The following is a 16,662-nucleotide window of genomic DNA, read 5'->3' as shown; positions in this document are numbered from 1 at the left end:
AATTGCTGAAGGATCGCATGCCTTGAAACCCTTGAATCAATAATCTAACAACATCTCAACACTTTATATTTGACTCATCGTTCTTTACCCGAGTATAGGTTAGAAGCTCTTGTCTGTATTCGATCCATTTTCCGGGGAATGTCGAGTCGGCACTTCAAATCACCTCGTGCCGGCACGTCCCCAAAACGATCCGAAACAAGACAAAGGACAGTCAACCACAAGGAGGTACCAAGATGCGGTTTTGTGAGCAACAGCGATTCGGCACGTTCACCCGAGTTCTCCTCGCAGCGGTTCTTACCGGAACAGTGGCTGCGGGTGGCGCCGTGCCGGCCTTGGCCGGGGGTTCAGCGGAACAGCAGCAGCTCGTGGACAAATCCAAGATGACGCTGGAAGGTCTCCTTGCCGATCCCAGCACGGGCCCGGCGCTCCGCGCCTTGAGACAGGAAACCAAAGCCATCTACATCGTGCCGCAATTCGTCCGTGGCGCCTTTGTCTTCGGCGGGGCGGGGGGGAGCGGGGTGTTGCTCGTCCGCGATGAGGCAACGAAGAAATGGTCCGAGCCGGCGTTTTACAACATCGGCTCCGCCAGCTTCGGCTTGCAGGCCGGAGGCGACGTCTCGGAGATGATCTTTGTCGTGGTGACCCAGAAAGGGTTGGAACAGTTCTACCGCAACGAATTCAAACTCGGGCTTGACGCCGGCATGGCGATCGGCCCGGTGGGTGAAGGAGGGGGCGTCAAAGGGATCACGGCGGACCTCCTGGGCTATGCAAAGAAGAAAGGGGCCTTCGTCGGAATGTCGGTAGACGGCTCTGTCATTGCGGTCTCCGATGCTTCCAACGAAGCCTACTATGGGAAACCGGTGCGGCCGACGGACATCGTCGTCAAGCACGCGGTCAGTAATCCCAAATCCGCCGACCTCCGCAACGCCGCCGCCAAGTTCTGATCGAGCCGATCAATCCTCTCCGGCCCCTGCGACACCAGTCGACAGGGGCCGGAGCAGCGCAACAACGCAACAATAGGGTGAGTCAGGATCTCTCGAAAGCACCGCCTCGCGATAGTGGTCATGACCCTTGCGGTATTGCTGCGGAAGGCATGAGCGTCACCCAGGGCAGACGCTTGAGGCCCCGGCCCTTTGCTGAACAAAGGCATATTTTGAGTCGGCCGAGGCAAGCGGGTATTCCTCTATAACCTGCTCGACCTCAAACGCAACACGTGGGAAGGACCGGAGTTGGAAGCCGGCAAGCACACGATCGTGATCGTGCTCGACCTCGGGTTCGACGCAGACGGTTTCGGCAGGGGCGGCATCGGCAGGCTAAGCGTGGATGGCAAGGAAGGTGACAAGAAACCCATGAAAAACACAATTCCCAGCATCCTATAAACGGCAGTAGAAGGAGCGTACTGTCGCGTTATAGCCTTGGTGGCAGCGGATTGACAACGGATTTCTTGGTACGAAGGGAATCACCCAATGGGTCAAGCACCCCGCAAGGCGTTGGCAGGACAGAACGGGGCGATCGCACTCGATACCTTTGGAGGGCGAATCCACGTCGAGTGGGATCCGACCGCGGCCGTCGCGCCGCTTGGCCAGTTGCCCTTCTTCATCGAGGTTCTCAAGGTGAGCGGCGTCTTCGAAGCCTGGGTGACGGATTGCCCGCTGGCCTACCAGAGCAACCACGCGTCGGATAAGCGCGCAGTGCTCGCGACCTTGCTGCTGTCGATCCTGGCCGGCCACCACCGGTATGCGCCTATCACGGCGATTCGCTATGATGGGATTCACCCCGAGTTGTTGGGCGTTTCGAGACTCGTCTCGGAGGATGTCGCACGGCGGGCGCTCGCACGGATAGACGAATTGTCGGGCGTGGCCGGCATTGTCCGGGTGTTTGACGTCCAACAGGAGCACTGGCACCAGGCCGCCCGTGACACCGATGAGATCGTATTGCCAAGCCTGCACGATTACTGTCCGTGCTTCGATGGTCACGGCCACTGTGGGAGGAGAGGAGGTGAAGTCGGCCTCTCGGCTCCCAACACACCGGCTGCTCGTGCTGATTGCCCCACTCGTCCAGCTTCTGTTCAAAATATCCATTCCAGTAGAGGAGGCTGATTCCGACGGCCGGAATTTTGAGATCGGCAAAAGATCGGAGCGTATCTCCAGCTAGAACTCGCAATCCTCCCCTGTAGGTGGGTATGGTATTATGAAGCGCCACTTCCATCGTAAAGTACGTCACACGTCGACTGGAGGGGCCGATCGTCCCTGCCGGCTTGAGCGGTCGCAGGTATCTCTCCGGATCGGTGAGGAACGTGCGCCGACACAGGTCGGAACAGAAGTAGAACATCCGGTCTCCATAGGTTGCAGGCAAGGCCTGCTCTCGGAAGACGTGCATGCCACAGACTGGATCTTCCGCACGATTCATACGTCATTCCCCATCTTGTCTCACCACCACGCCGGCAGGGTAAAAATCGGCAGCACCAGCATCTGCACCACCGGAGCCAACCCGATTCCCAACCTCGGAACAATTCGAGAAACTGCTCGCCTATCAGGGAATGGCCGGCTCCTGTTCGCGATGCAGCTTGGCGAGAGCCTCCGCCTCGTCGGCGGCTTTCGTGTAATAGTCCATAAAAGAGCGGCAATGAAAGATCAAATCACTGTTGGACTCTTTCGGCGCAGGCCGATATGAAGCCTTTGCGTAGAGTTCAGCCATCTGGCGCATTTCCTCTGCCTTACTGCGCAGGCGCACGGCCTCCTGCTCGTACCACGTTGCCAGTCCACTGTGATCGTTGCGTTCAATGAGTTCGCGGGGTGGACTCGTCGAACAGGCCATGGCCCCCAATCCGAGCAACAGTACAAACCATGTGAACGGCCGCGAGATCTTCGTAGATGCCTCCCTCCTCCGAGGAAAAGGTCTTCTGCCAACTCAACAATCCGAGATTCAGAGCGCCGCCGAGATACCTCTTCGCATCAGTTGTGGATATAGGTGGCCTCGGCGTAGCTTATTTTGCTCTGCGCACAGGGACAGCCGCTCGTTCTCGACGTGCTGTCTATGGGCCTTGGCCACGACGCGTCAGGTTCTCGTGTGTGCTCGCCAGGGCTGCTGCCTCGTCGGCCATTTTCCGGTAGTTTTGAGCAACCTCCCGGCAATATGCCGCTTGTTCGGCTGCGTTGGTCGAATTATCGAGCTCCGGGTGATGCTCATAGGCGTCGGCCTTATTGTCCCAGAACTGCGCTTTCCCCTTGAACTCCAGAGCCTGATCGGCGTAGTACTTGGCAAGTTTCTCATGATCGCCCGCGGCACTCCCTTGAACAGGACCCATCGTTGTGCAGCCGTGCATCGCAAGGACCACTGAGAACATGATGAAAACAGCAGCCAACCTCAAAACCTGCGTCATCATAATAAATCCTCCTTTGAGTAGCAGTGACTCATTATCACTACCTATAGTTGAACATCGGCAACTGTTGTACCTAAGTACCAACGATGATGGCCTTCGGGCAATTTCGGTCGCATTCATTGAATCTTGACCGCACAGACAGCCAGTGTGTTCTCGCACGGAGCGTGGAGCATTGTGTCGCGCCTTGAGGCGCTTCCGCTTCGTCTCACGATCATGCGGGAGCCACACACACTTCGGACGTCTCCCAGAGAGATTGCTTACCCTTGCTTGCGAAGTTCATTGGCCATGCGGACCGGTCCCCACACAGGCTGATCAATGGCCATCTGCACAACGGCCTGTTCAGTAGGTGGCGGCACCCGATTCTTCAAGAGCGGCTTCTTGCGCGTGATCTCTTGAAGTGCCGCTTCACCGCCGGTCTCGTCGAGTCGCTTGAATCGATAGAAACTATCTCGGCTATAGCCCATCAGCAGACAGGCCTTTGACACATTGTCCGGTTGCTTCGCCGGTTCCAACAATCTCAACTTCATCCTGATGAGCTTCTGCTCCGCCGTCATGACTGTCACCCATCACCGCCACATGACATAGATAGGCGGAATCACAAACAGCGTCAGGATCATCGCCGAAAACACACCCCCTATTTTGAGGCGCGGCAATCTGTTTCATCACAACCGCCCCGGCTCCCGTCGCCCACATAACCGAGATCGACCCGATGACATCGACAAAGCCGATCATCCTATAAACGGCAGTTGAAGGAGCGTGCTGTCGCGTTATAGCCTTGTGGCAGCGGATTGGCAACAGATTTCTTGGTACGAAGGGAATCACCCAATGGGTCAAGCACCACGCAAGGCCTTGGCAGGACAGAACGGGGCGATTGCACTCGATACGTTCGGGGGGCGAATCCATGCCCTCGCCCCACTCTATCGCGATCGGGCCGATGCCGACCGCCTGCGGGCGATTCGCACCAGTGCGCTCGCCACATGCATGCTCTCGCCCGTAGGCCCTCCGACCTTGTGGTTCTCACAACCTGCGCCGACAGGAGACGGTGACTGCCGTTTTTGGGATCATGTTCCCCGAAAACGAGGATTTCGACATCGGAGCAGGATACCGGGACCCCACTCGCGCTCACTGACTATCGCTATGATGTACCGCTCAAGTTCACGAGCAAGCTCCACAATCCGACCCTCAACCTCGTGCCGGTACAGTACAGGGAAGCTGATAGCCTGTAGCGTCGGCTATTGCCGACCTGGTCGCTCGTTCGAAACACTAGGGGGGTCGCTATGAAAGGGGTGCTTGTTCTTGCTGCTGCAGGCGAAGCCGCCACCGGTGTGGCATTGCTGGTGGTCCCGTCGCTCGTTGGGCGGTTCTTGCTTGGTGAGGAGCTGAACGGCGTCGGCATACCGGTCGCCCGCGTGGCGGGCATCGCTCTGATCGCCTTAGGCGTCGCTTGTTGGCCGGGCAGCGATCCGGACCGTAGCGCCTTCCAGCCGGTCCTGGGCATGCTGTGTTACAGCCTGTTCGCCACGCTGTACCTTGCCTACCTGGGCATCGGTGGCGAATGGGTCGGGAGCCTGTTGTGGCCGGCGGTGGCGGTTCACGCCATATTCACGATTCTTCTGGTCCGCATGTTGGTGCAATAAGATTTCGCGGTCGGGAGCGATTGGCGCGGTTGGATAGTCGCAGGATGGCGCCGGCGGTAAGTTCATGCGCATTGAAGGTACGCGGGATGACCACATAGCGATTCCCGTTTGGCACTTTTCGCCTGGTTCAAGCTTAGGACGGGTCCGGCAGTCCCTCGCGAATCAGGCGGGAAAAGTCGGAGGACAAGCCGGCTGCCTTCGCCTTCTCAGTAATCTCGCTCTTTGCCCTTAGTTCTGGGAACGGCAAGCTGGTATCGAGCCGTCCCCGCTCATACCCCAGCTCATCGAGCCGACCGTTCAGCAACATCCGCCAGTCGAAGGCACCCGCTTCCCCGATATGCCGGCCGTGCATGCGGATCGTGGTCGTGCAGTTATGGGTCAGTGCGTTGTACCAGCGCGGCTCGTCCGCCAGGCGATTGATCTCCTTGAGATAATCGAGCAACCCAGCTCGCGCACTCTCAGTAGAGATCCGCATCCGGTAGAGATAGGTGCGCTCTCCACGGTGGTTCGTCCGCACACCGATCACGTCGCGCTCGTCCGCCACCACGTAGTACAGCTCGAACTGCCGGAAAAATCCACGGAGCGCGTCGTAGGACTCGCCCTGCTCCTTCCGGGTCTCGATGGAGATAGCGAGCGGCGGCCCGTCGTCGAACTCCCAACTCGCGATCGTGTGAGCGATGAGCGTGGGACCCCAGAACGAGAGAAACATGTCGAATCCCTTGAGTCGGTCGAGATCGTAGGTGCGTGTCTCCCATCGCTCCGTAAAGTCTGTCTCGCTGCGGTACTCGAAGTTACGCACATTCTCGATCGTCACGCGGCTTCCCACGATCGAGGCGCGGGGGAGCCGGGCCACATCGGGCGTCCAGTCTCGGTCGTTACGCGGCGCAATCTGGCTCCACCAGGCGACAACCAATACTAGTGCTGTCGCTGACAGGAGCGCCGCGCGGGCGAACGGGCGGAACAGGATCAGCAGGGCAATGTTGCCGGCGGCGAATGCGATGGAGAGGATCGCGGCCAGCGAGGGATTCGACGGGCCGTCGATCCACAGCGCGAGCGACGCCCAGGCGATGCCTATCAGAAGCAATGGCCACGCGACAACCTTGACGATTAGACTTTCGCGCCGGCTGTTCATCTTATGCTCGTGGCGTCCTCCATCGCCTGTCCTACCTCACTTCCTCCATGAATCGGTGACTGATCTCTGGCGGCTTGGATGTATGGGCACCGGACTGTTTCTCAGACTGAGACAGTTGCAGCCCTCTATCGCCTCCCCCGCAAGACCTCACACTCAACTTCATGGGCGACGGGATCTTACGCTTAGGGTCTTGACAGGTCAATTCATCTTGGGCAGTATCCCGCCCGGAGAAAGTAGCTGGCCCTCGTCGTTACCTTGTGTTCGTTGACTAGCAGGCTGCGAAAAAGCCCTCCGTTCCTCCTTCGAGAGCCTCAGGACGAACGGAACGCTCGTTGGATTTACTGAGGTTTTCCGTTCGTGCTGAGCCTGTCGAAGCACACAAATCGAGGTTTTCCGCAGCCTGCTAGGAAGCCCCATTGTTTTTCCCTCCTGATCGGCATCCTGTGCCTGGTTCTGGCGGCATGCGCCGGGCAGGTGTCAGCGGTTCGCGGAGACCCCAAGACGGTCCGGTTCGACTTGGCCCGGAGCGCTGTCACCACCGGCGACCCAAGCTGGCCGACGCGCAATGTGCTCTTCGAGCAAGGGCTATTCGACGAATTCGACGAGCATCCGGAAGATGCCATCACCGCCCTGCACCGGACCATGGTGCAGGAGCGGGGAGATCCCGACCTCCTGTTTGCCTTGGCCGAGCTTTCCTTCCTGCACGGGCAGAAGGCGAAAAGGTCCGAGTACCGTCTCGCGGCAGCAGTCTACGCCTACGCCTTCCTATTTCCGGAGGAGACGGGCCTGGCCCCAGGTCGTTTTGACCCGCGCCTCCGGATCGCCGCCGACCTGTACAAGTGGGCACTCACCAGCGCGTTCGCTTCGGAGGACAGATCAGAAGTCATCCTCAAGGGCGGCAAGTTCAACCTGCCCTTCGGAGAGATGGACGTGGCCTTCGATTCCGCCGCCCTACGCGCCGGAGATCGCGCCCTGTATCAGTTGATTCCGAGCTCTGAGCTGAAGGTTGAAGGTCTCGCGATGCGGTATCATATGCCGGGGTTGGGAGTCCCGCTTGCTGCTTCTACGCGACCCATCGATGAGTCACGGCCTGGCCGGGATATGGTGGCCCCGCGCCTGAAGGTGCCGCTGACCGTTCTGCTTCGGATTCCCCAGGCCAGGCAGAGTCTCGTGCAGGGACGTCCGCTGACGAGTACGCTTGAAGTTCATCTCCCCTGGGACGAGGAAGCGGTCTCGATCGCCGGCGAGGAGATCCCGCTCGAGAACGAACCGACGGCCGCTCTGGCGCTCACTTTTAATGACCTGCCGATCCTGAACCTCGAAGTGTCCAGGTTCTTAGGTCGGCTGGCCGGAAAGGATCAGCCGCCTCCGCTCGTGTCCAGCACGCCCTATCATCCCGGGCTCATCCCCGTGGTCTTTGTGCACGGCACGACCTCCAGCCCGTATCGTTGGATGGAGATGTACAACCGGCTCCTCGGCGACCACGAGGTACGAAGCCGCTACCAGTTCTGGTTCTTCTCGTACGATTCCGGCAATCCGATCGTCCTGTCCGCGCTCCATCTGCGCGAGGCGCTGACCGGGGCGATGGCGCGGCTCGACCCAGAACGCAAGGACCAGGCTCTGCGCCGGATGGTGCTGATCGGGCATAGCCAGGGAGGCCTGTTGGTGAAAATGCAGGCGATCAGCACTGGGGATCAGCTCTGGAACGCCGTGAGTCGCAAACCGCTCCAGGAGCTGGAGCTAAAGGACGAGACCCGCGACCTGCTTCAGAAGGGGTTCTTCCTCGAGCCGCAGCCCGCAGTCTCTCGCGTGGTGTTCATCGCCACCCCGCAGCGAGGCAGCTTCGTGGCGGGACGGCAATTCCTCGCCAATTTCGTCAGGCGGCTCTTGACCCCGTCCCCCCTCACCAGTGAGGTTTCTCAGGACGTCTTCAGGAACCGGGACGTCCTCGTGGGGCTTCCGGTCGTGCCGACGGCCGTCGACAACATGTCGCCGAACCATCCCTTTATTCAGGGCCTGCAGAAGATCCCCGTCGCCTCGTCGATCAAGGCCCATTCGATCATCGCGGTCGAGGGGGATGGGCCGGTCGAACAGGGCAACGATGGAGTGGTGGAGTACTCGAGCGCCCACATCGACGGGGTCGAGTCCGAGCTGGTGGTGCGGTCGAGCCATTCCACACAGGGGAAGCCCGAGACCATCGAGGAGGTGCGCCGTATCCTCCTGCTCCATGCGGGCGAGAAGTGACAAGCTAATTATTGAAGAGTGGGAGACGGGAAGGCGACTGTCCGGCGGTGAAGAGATGGCTCTCCATTGCGTTTGGCATCCTGTGGGCCATAGGCGTCATCGCAGGCTCTGTCGCCATCGCCGATAAGGAACTACCGGAGGGACCGGCGGGTGGGCCTGGTGCCAAACCATCCGGGGGAAAACAGCCGGAGGCTGTGGGGGGGCGAATCGGCGGGCTTGAGTCGCGCGTCATGGGTGCTACGCCAGAAGAGCGTACGCGGTTAGCCGAAGAACGAAAGCGCATCTCAGCCGCAGCGGCCGCAACCGGCAACGACCCCACCGCCATCGTCGGGTACTATCAAGCCGGTTATGGGCACACTGAGTTCACCAACGGTCTTCGTCTCGACACAGCCACCGCCGTGGTCCGAGTACCGCTCACACCCAACTGGCTCTTCCAGGTCACTCTCCCGTATGCGTGGGCTGATCTTGACAGGGCGCCCGGATTCCCAACGGACGGCATCAGCGACACGGTAGTGCGAACGGGCTGGCGACTCTATGCGAGCCAGAACGTGGCTCTGTTCATCGGCGGCGACGCCTCGTTCCCGACGGCCTCGGAACGGCCACTGGGCACGGGCAAGTACACCCTCGGACCGGGTGGCGGGGTGGCGGCCCCGCTCCCGAGGCTACGGTCGTTGTTTTTTACACAGGTGGAGGACTTCATCTCCGTCGGCGGCGATCCCAGCCGAGCCGACATCCACTTCCTGCGGGTCCAGCCGGGCCTCAACACGATCTGGTCAGAACGGTGGTGGAGCCTGGCGGTGATGACCTGGAACATCGATTGGACCCAGCGTCTGGAGAGTACCGTGAACCTGCAGGGCACGGTCGGCTACCGGTTCGATAACCACTGGAACATATTTGCTGGAGGAGGCTTGGGGATCGTGAACCGGGATTCGTCTCTCGGTCAAGACTGGACGGTGCAAGCCGGCGTGCGCTGGGTGTTTCGGACGCCGCTGATCCCGGAGACCATTTGGGGAGGTCCACTCGGCCCTTCCGCGCAGAGGAGGAGCGAGCGGGAGGTGAAGTGAGGACCGAGGCGCGAAATTTCGCCGACATACAGCCTGTGGTGATTCTCGCTATAAAGAATAATGTTCCCTTTTAGAGGTGTTCATCGTCTGCATGCCGGTAACCGCCTCAATTGAATCAAGACGAGGGGAAACAACGTGCACAACAGCACGATGTTGGCTGTGGTCCTTGTAGGCATGATGCTGCCGGTTTTTGCGCAGACGTCCGAGGGGGAGAGTCAAATGACTCGCACCAATGTTTCAGGTCGGGAGCGCCCTGGCACCAAGTCGCTGGAAAATATCATCCGCACGGACGAGCGGTACGGGCACGACGGTTTGTTCCAAGGGCCTCGGGGCTGGGTCTATTGGAATTACCTGGAAAACCCCAAGCCCATCCAGAACCCGAATCTCTGGCCCGACATGCACTCAACGTATTTCATCGGGCGATTCGCGATGCCTGCGGGAAGTTCCATGACCTTGCGGGGGACATTTCCGCATGCGCGGTTTTTCCAGTTCGCGCTTTACAAATGGGAGCGCAACACGTTTGTTGCCTTCGGCGAGTCGCTCAGGGGAGCGGACATCGAACCCGATTCCGGCTCGACCAATCCCTTTCACGTCGGTGCAGATCGCTTGGCTGAGCATCGCAACTTTACCATCCAGGTCCTTGCCAAGGAGCCGCCGAAAGACCTGGCGAATCGCGCCAAGAACACGCTGTACGTCGGCGGCGAAGGCACTGACATCCAAGGCCTCATCCGCATCTACTTGCCCGACCAGAATCGAGACGGCACCGGCTGGGGACCGCCTAACTCGTCCTTCGGCGGGAAAGGGTTCCCCACCTATGAAGGAAAGCTCGCCGACGGGACGAAGCTGCCGGCCGAGCAAATCGTAAAACAGTGGGCCAAGCCGATCGTCGGCGAGACGCAAAAGCCGATGACGCTCGAGCAATGGGAGCAGCTCGTCAACGCAAAGGACAACGACCCGAAGCTCACGCCCCAAACCGTGCCCGCTCGGAATCCATCCGAGTGGGTTATGTTCACGACGATTCGGTACTCGGTGATCGGCGTCTTCAAATCCCCGGTGGACCGCGCTGAGATCCCGTTTGGTGGCGCGATGGAGGGGGGCGGCGAAGGCCCGTACCTCGTCACTTACCTTTCCCGGTATTACGGCCCGGTGTACGTGATGCAGGGAAAGATGCCCACATTTCCCGACACGTATGCCGGCAAGGACGGCCGGGGAGCCGCCACGACTCAGGAGGCTCAGACGCAGTATTGGTCACTGGTCAGTTGCGAATCGGTCGTCACCGGGCAGGTCGTTGATGGCCTGACCGACTTTCAAGTTCCCTTGGACAAGGATCGCAACTACACGATTGTGGTGAGCCGACCCGAAGACCGGCCGAGAAACGTAACCAAGGAAAACGGCATGGCGTGGGTCAAATGGAGCCCGCGCGGAGAAGGAATCGACGGGCCGGAAAACCGAGCCGATTTCGGAATGCTGGTCCTGCGGATCATGGGCAACAGCCCGAACTGGAAGGAACGCCCCGACAATATCACTAAACCAGGCACGGAAGAAGCCGTAATGGGGCCGTACTTCCCCCGAGGCTACTACACGACCAAGGCGGAGTTCGAGTCGAAGGGGCCGAGTCGGTAGGACACACAACCGGCTGTGCATGCGCTCACGACCGACCCGACAATACTGATGAAGCAACGACAGACACCCACGAAAGGGAGGGAAGTATGGAAAATGTGCCGAGTGAGCCGAACAAGTCCGTCAAGCCATATACCTTCACCAACACGCGCAATATGCGCTTCGCTGAGATCCTGGTTGTCAAGCCGGGCGGCATCGATGCTTATAACACGACGGGACTGAATGACTGTCCGGCCAAGCTGTGGGATGGGCTGGATCTAGAGAAACTCAAGAAGGAGTTCGGCGCGGCGGCGATCCAGAAGAACGGACCGAAATATTGGATGATGGATTCACAGACTGTCTCGTTTGGAGCGACGGCGTCCTTTCAAGGTCTTGAAGCCAGATGGGCCGCCAGACTCGATCCGGCGATGTTGAGCAAAGCGGCAAAGGGCTCCGAGCCGTACAAGATCTTCAACCCCAAGAAGACGCAGCGAATGGTGTACGCGAAGGGCAAGCCGGTCTTTGAGCTCGTCGACCCCGACGGTCACTGCTATGTCCTGCAGGCTCGCGATGAAGCGTTCCCGATCGATTCGCTCGCGACGCTTGGCGCGCGGATGAAGCAACTGCCCAAGGGCTGGCAATACCGCACTCGCATCCTGACCGAGGACGTGGTGTTGGACCTCAAGCCAGACCAGACAATCTATGCAGTCGGGGATGAATTCCATCAATATTACATGCGGATTCCGAAGGCCGCATGATCGGGTTGGTTCAGCAACGGTCCGGCGAACAGTGTGGAGAAGGTCTGGCCGCAGGGTTCAGCGTGAAGGCGAATGCATTGCCGGATGGTGCCGGGCCGCTTTGCAATCAGAATGGAGGAGGGTTGGGCTGGTTCAGGAGTTGGAAGATGAACGAGACTGGCAGGTAGCGCGTGAACGATCAGGATAGCGAACGACCCTCTAATCCTTCGACGTTTCCAATCTTCAGCGGCGGTCCCTTCTACCGTCTGCAAGAAAGGCTTGGCCTTGTGCAGGCGGGGAAGCGGCGCCTTGGACGCTGCGTGCTCTTCATGGTACTGGTCGCCTGGGTGCCGATGGCTATCCTCTCCGCGCTGCAAGGCCTGGTACTCGGACCCACACGTATGGAGTCCTTCCTGATGGACTTCGAGGTGAATGTGCGGTTTCTGCTCACTGTCCCGGCCTTCCTGTTCGCTGAGGAGTTGTGCGAGAGGCTACTTCGCGAGGTCGTCCAGCAGTTTCCGCTCAGAGGATTGGTGAGGAACGCTGCGCGAGCGCGCTTCGACGCACTGGTTCGTGAGGTCATCCGACTCAGCCACTCCGGGAGAGTGGAAGCCGCGCTGCTTGGGTTGGCCTACCTGCAGTGTATGGTCCCGATCGTCTTTTTCTTCGAGCTTCCTGAGGCCACTTGGCGTCTGTCGGTTAGGGAAGGGCACCTCGCCGTCTCCCTGGCCGGGTGGTGGTATTTTCTGGTTGCTTTTCCGATGTACGCGTTCCTCCTCTGGCGGTGGCTGTGGCGATTGGGGCTCTGGTGGCGGCTATTGTGGCAGACCTCCGGGTTGGAATTGCGGCTGAGCCCGGCCCATCGGGACGGGGCAGGGGGGCTGGGTTTCCTGAGCGTGTCCCTCGGAGCGTTTTCCGGCTTCGCGTTTGCGGTGACAGCGATGGCCGTCGGTGGGTTTGCCGACCTCGTGGTCTATGAAGGCCGGTCGCCCCTGGAATACCAATGGGAATTCGGCGGGGTCGTGGCGTTCCTGCTGCTCCTGATTGTGGGGCCTGTCTTGCTGTTTGTCCGGCGGCTCTATGAGGCCAAGGAGAACGCGAAGTACCGTTACGGTCAGCTGGCCAGCCATCAGATCCAGCACGTGGAGGAGAAATGGCTTTCGCGTGAAGCTTGGCCGGACGACGCTGAGGCGGACTTCCGGGCCGTGTCGCACCTCGGCAGCTCCGTAGCTGCCGTGCATGCGATGTCGATCTTCCCGCTCTACAAGGATGACTTGTTGGTACTGCTCCTCGTGACCTTACTCCCCTTCCTGCCGCTGCTGGGCACGTTGGTTCCGATGGAGGAGGTCCTGGGTGTGTTGCTGAAGGTGCTGGCCTAGCATAGGTGATCGTGAGTCGTGAGGGGATCGCTGACTACCTGCACCGGTTTCTAGCGGCTGCACAGAACGCGAGCGCCTTCTTAGCGACTGTGGTTGGTGCAGCTCGCCCCCCCATTGACGGTTTGTCCTTGTTCTTGCAGAGGCCCTAGCGATATATACCTACTCCAATTTCTCAATAATTCAACACCGGATTAACACCTTATCATTGACTCATCCTTCTTTACTGGGGTATAGCTTACAAACTTTTGTCTGCGATCGATTCATTAACTGCGGTATGTCGAGTCGGCGCTTCAACTCATCTCGTGCCGGCGCGTCCGCTAAGCGATCGGATAAGACAAAACACAGTCAACTACAAGGAGGTACCAAGATGCGGTTTTGTCAGCAGCGGAGATTCGCCATGTTCACCCGAGCTCTCCTCGCAGCGGTTCTCACCGGAACAGTGGCTGCGGGTGGCGCAGTGACAGCCCTCGCCGAGGATTTCGCGGAACAACAGCAGCTCGTGGACAAGGCCAAGATGACGCTGGAAAGCTTTTTCGCAGATCCCAGCATGGGACCGGCGCTCCGTGATCTGAAACAGGACACCAAAGCCATCTACATCGTGCCGCAAATCCTCCGTGGCGCCTTCATCTTCGGCGGGGCGGGGGGGAGCGGGGTGTTGCTCGTCCGTGACGAGGAAACGAAGAAATGGTCCGAGCCGGCTTTTTACAACATCGGCTCTGCCAGCTTCGGCTTGCAGGCCGGAGGCGACGTCTCGGAGACCGTCTTTATCGTGCGGAACCAGAGGGGGCTGGAACAGTTCTATCGCCACGATTTCAAACTCGGGCTTGACGCCAGCATGGCGCTAGGCCCGGTCGGTGAAGGAGGGTCTGTGAAAGGGATCACCGCGGATCTCGTCGGCTATGCAAAGAAGAAAGGGGCCTTCGTCGGAATGTCGGTGAATGGCTCTATCATTGCGGTCTCCGATGATTCCAACGCGGCCTACTATGGGCAAGCCGTGCGACCGACGGACATCATCGTCAAGCGCAGCGTCAGTAATCCCAAATCCGCCGACCTCCGCAACGCTGCTGCCAAGTTCTGATCGAGTCAGAGTTGGTCCGGTCCGGCCCCTGCGACATCGATCGTCAGGGGCCGGAGCATCAGGCAGGCGGTGGCGGCTCCACGTTTTCGCTTTTCTTCCACCTGTCTCACGCGACCGCAACATAGGAGGTGAGTCGTGACGATTCGTAAACGCCGTCTCACGATCACAGTCATGGCCGTTGCAGTGTTGCTTCCGGCTTTTGCACAGGCCGGCGGTGGCCTTTCGCTCTACGAGATCGCCACCTCGGACGTCGGTCTGGCGAGCGCGGGATGGGCGGCTCGCGCGCAGGACCCGGCCACGCTCTTGAAGAACCCAGCCGGGATGAGTCGGCTGGAAGGGAACCAGTTCCAAGGCGGCGCCCAGCTCCTCTATGCCAGCATAGGATTCAGCCCCGGCCCTGGCACCACCGTGTCCGGCAACGATGGGGGCAATCCGGTCGGCCTCCTGCCAAACCTGAGCGCGTTCTATGTGCATGGACTGGGCAAGGATGTCAAAGTGGGCCTGGGCCTCTTTTCGAATTTCGGGTCCGCGCTGAACTATGACTCCGGGTGGGTCGGCCGCTACTACGCGCTTGAGAACACCCTGATCGGCGTCAGCGTCATGCCGGGGGCGAGCTATCGCCTCAACGAGCAATGGTCGATCGGGGCTGCGGCCAACATCATGATCGGGTACCTGAACTACAACGCCGCCATCAATAACAATGTGCTCGCCGTCACCAATCGTCCCGATGGGGAGATCCAAGCACGAGACACGACCGTCGGAGCAGGCGGGAATTTCGGCCTGCTCTATGAGCCGAGGAAGGGCACGAGGATCGGCGTGACCTACTATTCCCAGATCAGCCTCAACTTCGGCACCGTCCCTGCGTTCACCGGCTTGTCCAATCCGGTCTTCGTGGCCATTCAAAATCGGGGCCTGTTGGGCAACGAAATCGATCTCGGGATGACCGTCCCACAATCCGTGATGCTCAGCTCCTACCACGAGTTCACAGACCGGTGGGCCATGATGCTCGATTTCGGATGGCAGCAATGGAGCAAGTTCGGCAAGGTGGATATCGGGATCACCGGAGGCAATGTGAATCCGAGCCTCACGACCGACATCAACTACCAGGACACCTACCATGTTGCGTTGGGAAACCGGTATCAGCTGAATGACAAGTGGCTGGTCAACGCCGGTTTTGCGTGGGACAGTTCTATGGTGAAGGATCAGGACCGCACAGTCACGCTCCCAGTGGGACAGGTTTTTCGGTTCGGGCTGGGGGCGGAATGGCAGGCCCGTCCCACTCTCAACGTCGCGTTCAGTTACGAGCTGGCCTACACCGGTGATATGCCGGCGGCTCAGAACCGAGGGCCGTTGGCCGGAGCGGTTGTCGGATCGTTCCCCGGGACCTACCTCAATTTCTTTCAGGTGAGTTTCATCTGGGGCAAGGGGGCGGGCGGATGGGCCAAGGGGGCGGGTGGAACCGGATCGGCGAAGGAGGCGAGTTGATGTATCGAGGGCCAGGGCGGGAAATCGAGCGGGCCGCGTGAGATGAGTGACAACGCGAGCGCGGAACTACCAAGCGCTTCACCATGTCCTAACACTTTCTATATTGACTCGTCTTTTATTATTGGCTATGGTCCGTCCCGTTTTGCATGAACAAAAGCAAGACAAAGGACAGTCAACCACAAGGAGGTACCAAGATGCGGTTTTGTGAGCAACAGCGATTCGGCACGTTCACTCGGGCTCTCGTCGCAGCGGTTTTTACCGGAGGACTGGTTGCGGGTGGAGCCCTGTCCGCCCTGGCCGCTGATTCCACGGAACAGCAGCAGCTCGTGGACAAGGCACAGGTGACGCTGCAAAATTTATTCACCGATCCCAGCGTGGGACCGGCGCTCCGTGACTCGAAAGAGGACACCAAGGCCCTCTTCATCGTGCCGCAATTCATCCGTGGCGCCTTTATCTTCGGCGGGGCCGGAGGGAGCGGGGTGTTGCTCGTCCGTGATGAGGCGACGAAGAAATGGTCCGAGCCGGCCTTTTACAACATCGGCTCTGCCAGCTTCGGCCTGCAGGCCGGAGGCGACGTCTCGGAGATGATCTTTGTCGTGGTGACCCAGCGAGGGTTGGAACAGTTCTATCGCAACGAATTCAAAATCGGGCTTGACGCCGGCATGGCGCTAGGCCCGGTCGGTGAAGGAGGGGGCGTCAAAGGGATCACCGCGGACCTCCTCGGCTATGCCAAGAAGAAAGGGGCCTACGTCGGAATGTCGGTAGACGGCTCGATCATTACGGTCTCGAATGATTCCAACGCGGCCTACTATGGGAAACCCGTGCGGCCGACGGACATCATCGTCAAACACGCGGTCAGTAATCCCAAATCCGAGTTCCTCCGCAAGGCGGCCGACAAGTTCTGAACAGGGCATGATCGGTCTGC

Annotated in this window: 15 protein-coding genes and 1 pseudogene; 12 read left to right on the top strand and 4 right to left on the bottom strand. The window is 59.6% G+C overall.

From position 1 onward, the window contains the following. Positions 1-233: 233 nt before the first annotated feature. From P0120_04685 to P0120_04675, 3 genes are all read left to right on the top strand, one after another. Positions 234-944, top strand: a complete 711-nt coding sequence (locus P0120_04685) for a lipid-binding SYLF domain-containing protein (protein MDF0673624.1) — start codon at positions 234-236, stop codon at positions 942-944. 285 nt (positions 945-1,229) lie between these two features. Beyond that, a complete protein-coding gene (locus P0120_04680; protein ID MDF0673623.1) occupies positions 1,230-1,379 on the top strand; it encodes a hypothetical protein in 150 nt (49 codons plus the stop codon). An 87-nt stretch (positions 1,380-1,466) separates the two neighbouring features. Beyond that, positions 1,467-2,099, top strand: a complete 633-nt coding sequence (locus P0120_04675) for a hypothetical protein (protein MDF0673622.1) — start codon at positions 1,467-1,469, stop codon at positions 2,097-2,099. Between the two features lie 433 nt (positions 2,100-2,532). Here P0120_04675 and P0120_04670 read toward each other — a convergent pair whose 3' ends face one another. From P0120_04670 to P0120_04660, 3 genes and pseudogenes are all read right to left on the bottom strand, one after another. Beyond that, on the bottom strand, positions 2,533-2,817 hold the full coding sequence (locus P0120_04670; protein ID MDF0673621.1) for a hypothetical protein: 285 nt from the start codon (positions 2,815-2,817) through the stop codon (positions 2,533-2,535). 217 nt (positions 2,818-3,034) lie between these two features. Further along, positions 3,035-3,385 (bottom strand): hypothetical protein, encoded by a 351-nt coding sequence (locus P0120_04665; GenBank protein MDF0673620.1) that lies wholly within the window; start codon positions 3,383-3,385, stop codon positions 3,035-3,037. A gap of 177 nt (positions 3,386-3,562) precedes the next feature. After that, positions 3,563-3,936 (bottom strand): annotated as a pseudogene (locus P0120_04660) (helix-turn-helix domain-containing protein). Positions 3,937-4,659: 723 nt separating this feature from the next. On the opposite strand from P0120_04660, the gene P0120_04655 reads away from it, so the two are divergent. Beyond that, the gene (locus tag P0120_04655; GenBank protein MDF0673619.1) at positions 4,660-5,019 is read left to right on the top strand and encodes a hypothetical protein; all 360 of its coding nucleotides are present in this window, start codon (positions 4,660-4,662) and stop codon (positions 5,017-5,019) included. 133 nt (positions 5,020-5,152) lie between these two features. Here the strand turns inward: P0120_04655 and P0120_04650 are convergent, their stop codons facing one another. Next, positions 5,153-6,151 (bottom strand): DUF4105 domain-containing protein, encoded by a 999-nt coding sequence (locus tag P0120_04650; GenBank protein MDF0673618.1) that lies wholly within the window; start codon positions 6,149-6,151, stop codon positions 5,153-5,155. Positions 6,152-6,508: 357 nt separating this feature from the next. On the opposite strand from P0120_04650, the gene P0120_04645 reads away from it, so the two are divergent. The 8 genes from P0120_04645 (at position 6,509) to P0120_04610 (ending at position 16,642) form a co-directional block, all read left to right on the top strand. Further along, on the top strand, positions 6,509-8,395 hold the full coding sequence (locus P0120_04645; GenBank protein ID MDF0673617.1) for an alpha/beta fold hydrolase: 1,887 nt from the start codon (positions 6,509-6,511) through the stop codon (positions 8,393-8,395). A 47-nt stretch (positions 8,396-8,442) separates the two neighbouring features. Next, positions 8,443-9,459 (top strand): hypothetical protein, encoded by a 1,017-nt coding sequence (locus P0120_04640; protein ID MDF0673616.1) that lies wholly within the window; start codon positions 8,443-8,445, stop codon positions 9,457-9,459. Between the two features lie 219 nt (positions 9,460-9,678). Beyond that, positions 9,679-11,082 carry a hypothetical protein gene (locus P0120_04635; protein MDF0673615.1) on the top strand — a complete coding sequence of 468 codons (1,404 nt, stop codon included), beginning with the start codon at positions 9,679-9,681 and terminating at the stop codon, positions 11,080-11,082. 86 nt (positions 11,083-11,168) lie between these two features. Next, on the top strand, positions 11,169-11,816 hold the full coding sequence (locus P0120_04630; protein MDF0673614.1) for a hypothetical protein: 648 nt from the start codon (positions 11,169-11,171) through the stop codon (positions 11,814-11,816). Positions 11,817-11,986: 170 nt separating this feature from the next. After that, complete coding sequence (locus tag P0120_04625; protein ID MDF0673613.1) at positions 11,987-13,174, top strand: hypothetical protein; 1,188 nt, start codon at positions 11,987-11,989, stop codon at positions 13,172-13,174. A gap of 367 nt (positions 13,175-13,541) precedes the next feature. After that, positions 13,542-14,252, top strand: coding sequence for a lipid-binding SYLF domain-containing protein (locus P0120_04620; GenBank protein ID MDF0673612.1), 711 nt, complete (start codon positions 13,542-13,544; stop codon positions 14,250-14,252). 135 nt (positions 14,253-14,387) lie between these two features. Then, on the top strand, positions 14,388-15,737 hold the full coding sequence (locus P0120_04615) for an outer membrane protein transport protein (protein MDF0673611.1): 1,350 nt from the start codon (positions 14,388-14,390) through the stop codon (positions 15,735-15,737). A gap of 194 nt (positions 15,738-15,931) precedes the next feature. Continuing rightward, complete coding sequence (locus P0120_04610) at positions 15,932-16,642, top strand: lipid-binding SYLF domain-containing protein (protein MDF0673610.1); 711 nt, start codon at positions 15,932-15,934, stop codon at positions 16,640-16,642. The last annotated feature ends 20 nt before the right edge of the window (positions 16,643-16,662 follow it).

The sequence above is a fragment of the Nitrospira sp. genome, from assembly GCA_029194675.1.
GTDB lineage: Bacteria > Nitrospirota > Nitrospiria > Nitrospirales > Nitrospiraceae > Nitrospira_D.
Note: the sequence above shows the minus strand (reverse complement) of the source record. Positions and strands in the feature narration are given on the sequence as shown.

Bases quoted from the DNA above. Each gene is read 5' to 3' on its own strand.
- P0120_04685 (MDF0673624.1), top strand. From the start codon at position 234: ATGCGGTTTTGTGAGCAACAGCGATTCGGCACGTTCACCCGAGTTCTC.
- P0120_04675 (MDF0673622.1), top strand. From the start codon at position 1,467: ATGGGTCAAGCACCCCGCAAGGCGTTGGCAGGACAGAACGGGGCGATC.
- P0120_04670 (MDF0673621.1), bottom strand. From the start codon at position 2,817: ATGGCCTGTTCGACGAGTCCACCCCGCGAACTCATTGAACGCAACGAT.
- P0120_04665 (MDF0673620.1), bottom strand. From the start codon at position 3,385: ATGATGACGCAGGTTTTGAGGTTGGCTGCTGTTTTCATCATGTTCTCA.
- P0120_04655 (MDF0673619.1), top strand. From the start codon at position 4,660: ATGAAAGGGGTGCTTGTTCTTGCTGCTGCAGGCGAAGCCGCCACCGGT.
- P0120_04650 (MDF0673618.1), bottom strand. From the start codon at position 6,151: ATGAACAGCCGGCGCGAAAGTCTAATCGTCAAGGTTGTCGCGTGGCCA.
- P0120_04635 (MDF0673615.1), top strand. From the start codon at position 9,679: ATGACTCGCACCAATGTTTCAGGTCGGGAGCGCCCTGGCACCAAGTCG.
- P0120_04630 (MDF0673614.1), top strand. From the start codon at position 11,169: ATGGAAAATGTGCCGAGTGAGCCGAACAAGTCCGTCAAGCCATATACC.
- P0120_04620 (MDF0673612.1), top strand. From the start codon at position 13,542: ATGCGGTTTTGTCAGCAGCGGAGATTCGCCATGTTCACCCGAGCTCTC.
- P0120_04610 (MDF0673610.1), top strand. From the start codon at position 15,932: ATGCGGTTTTGTGAGCAACAGCGATTCGGCACGTTCACTCGGGCTCTC.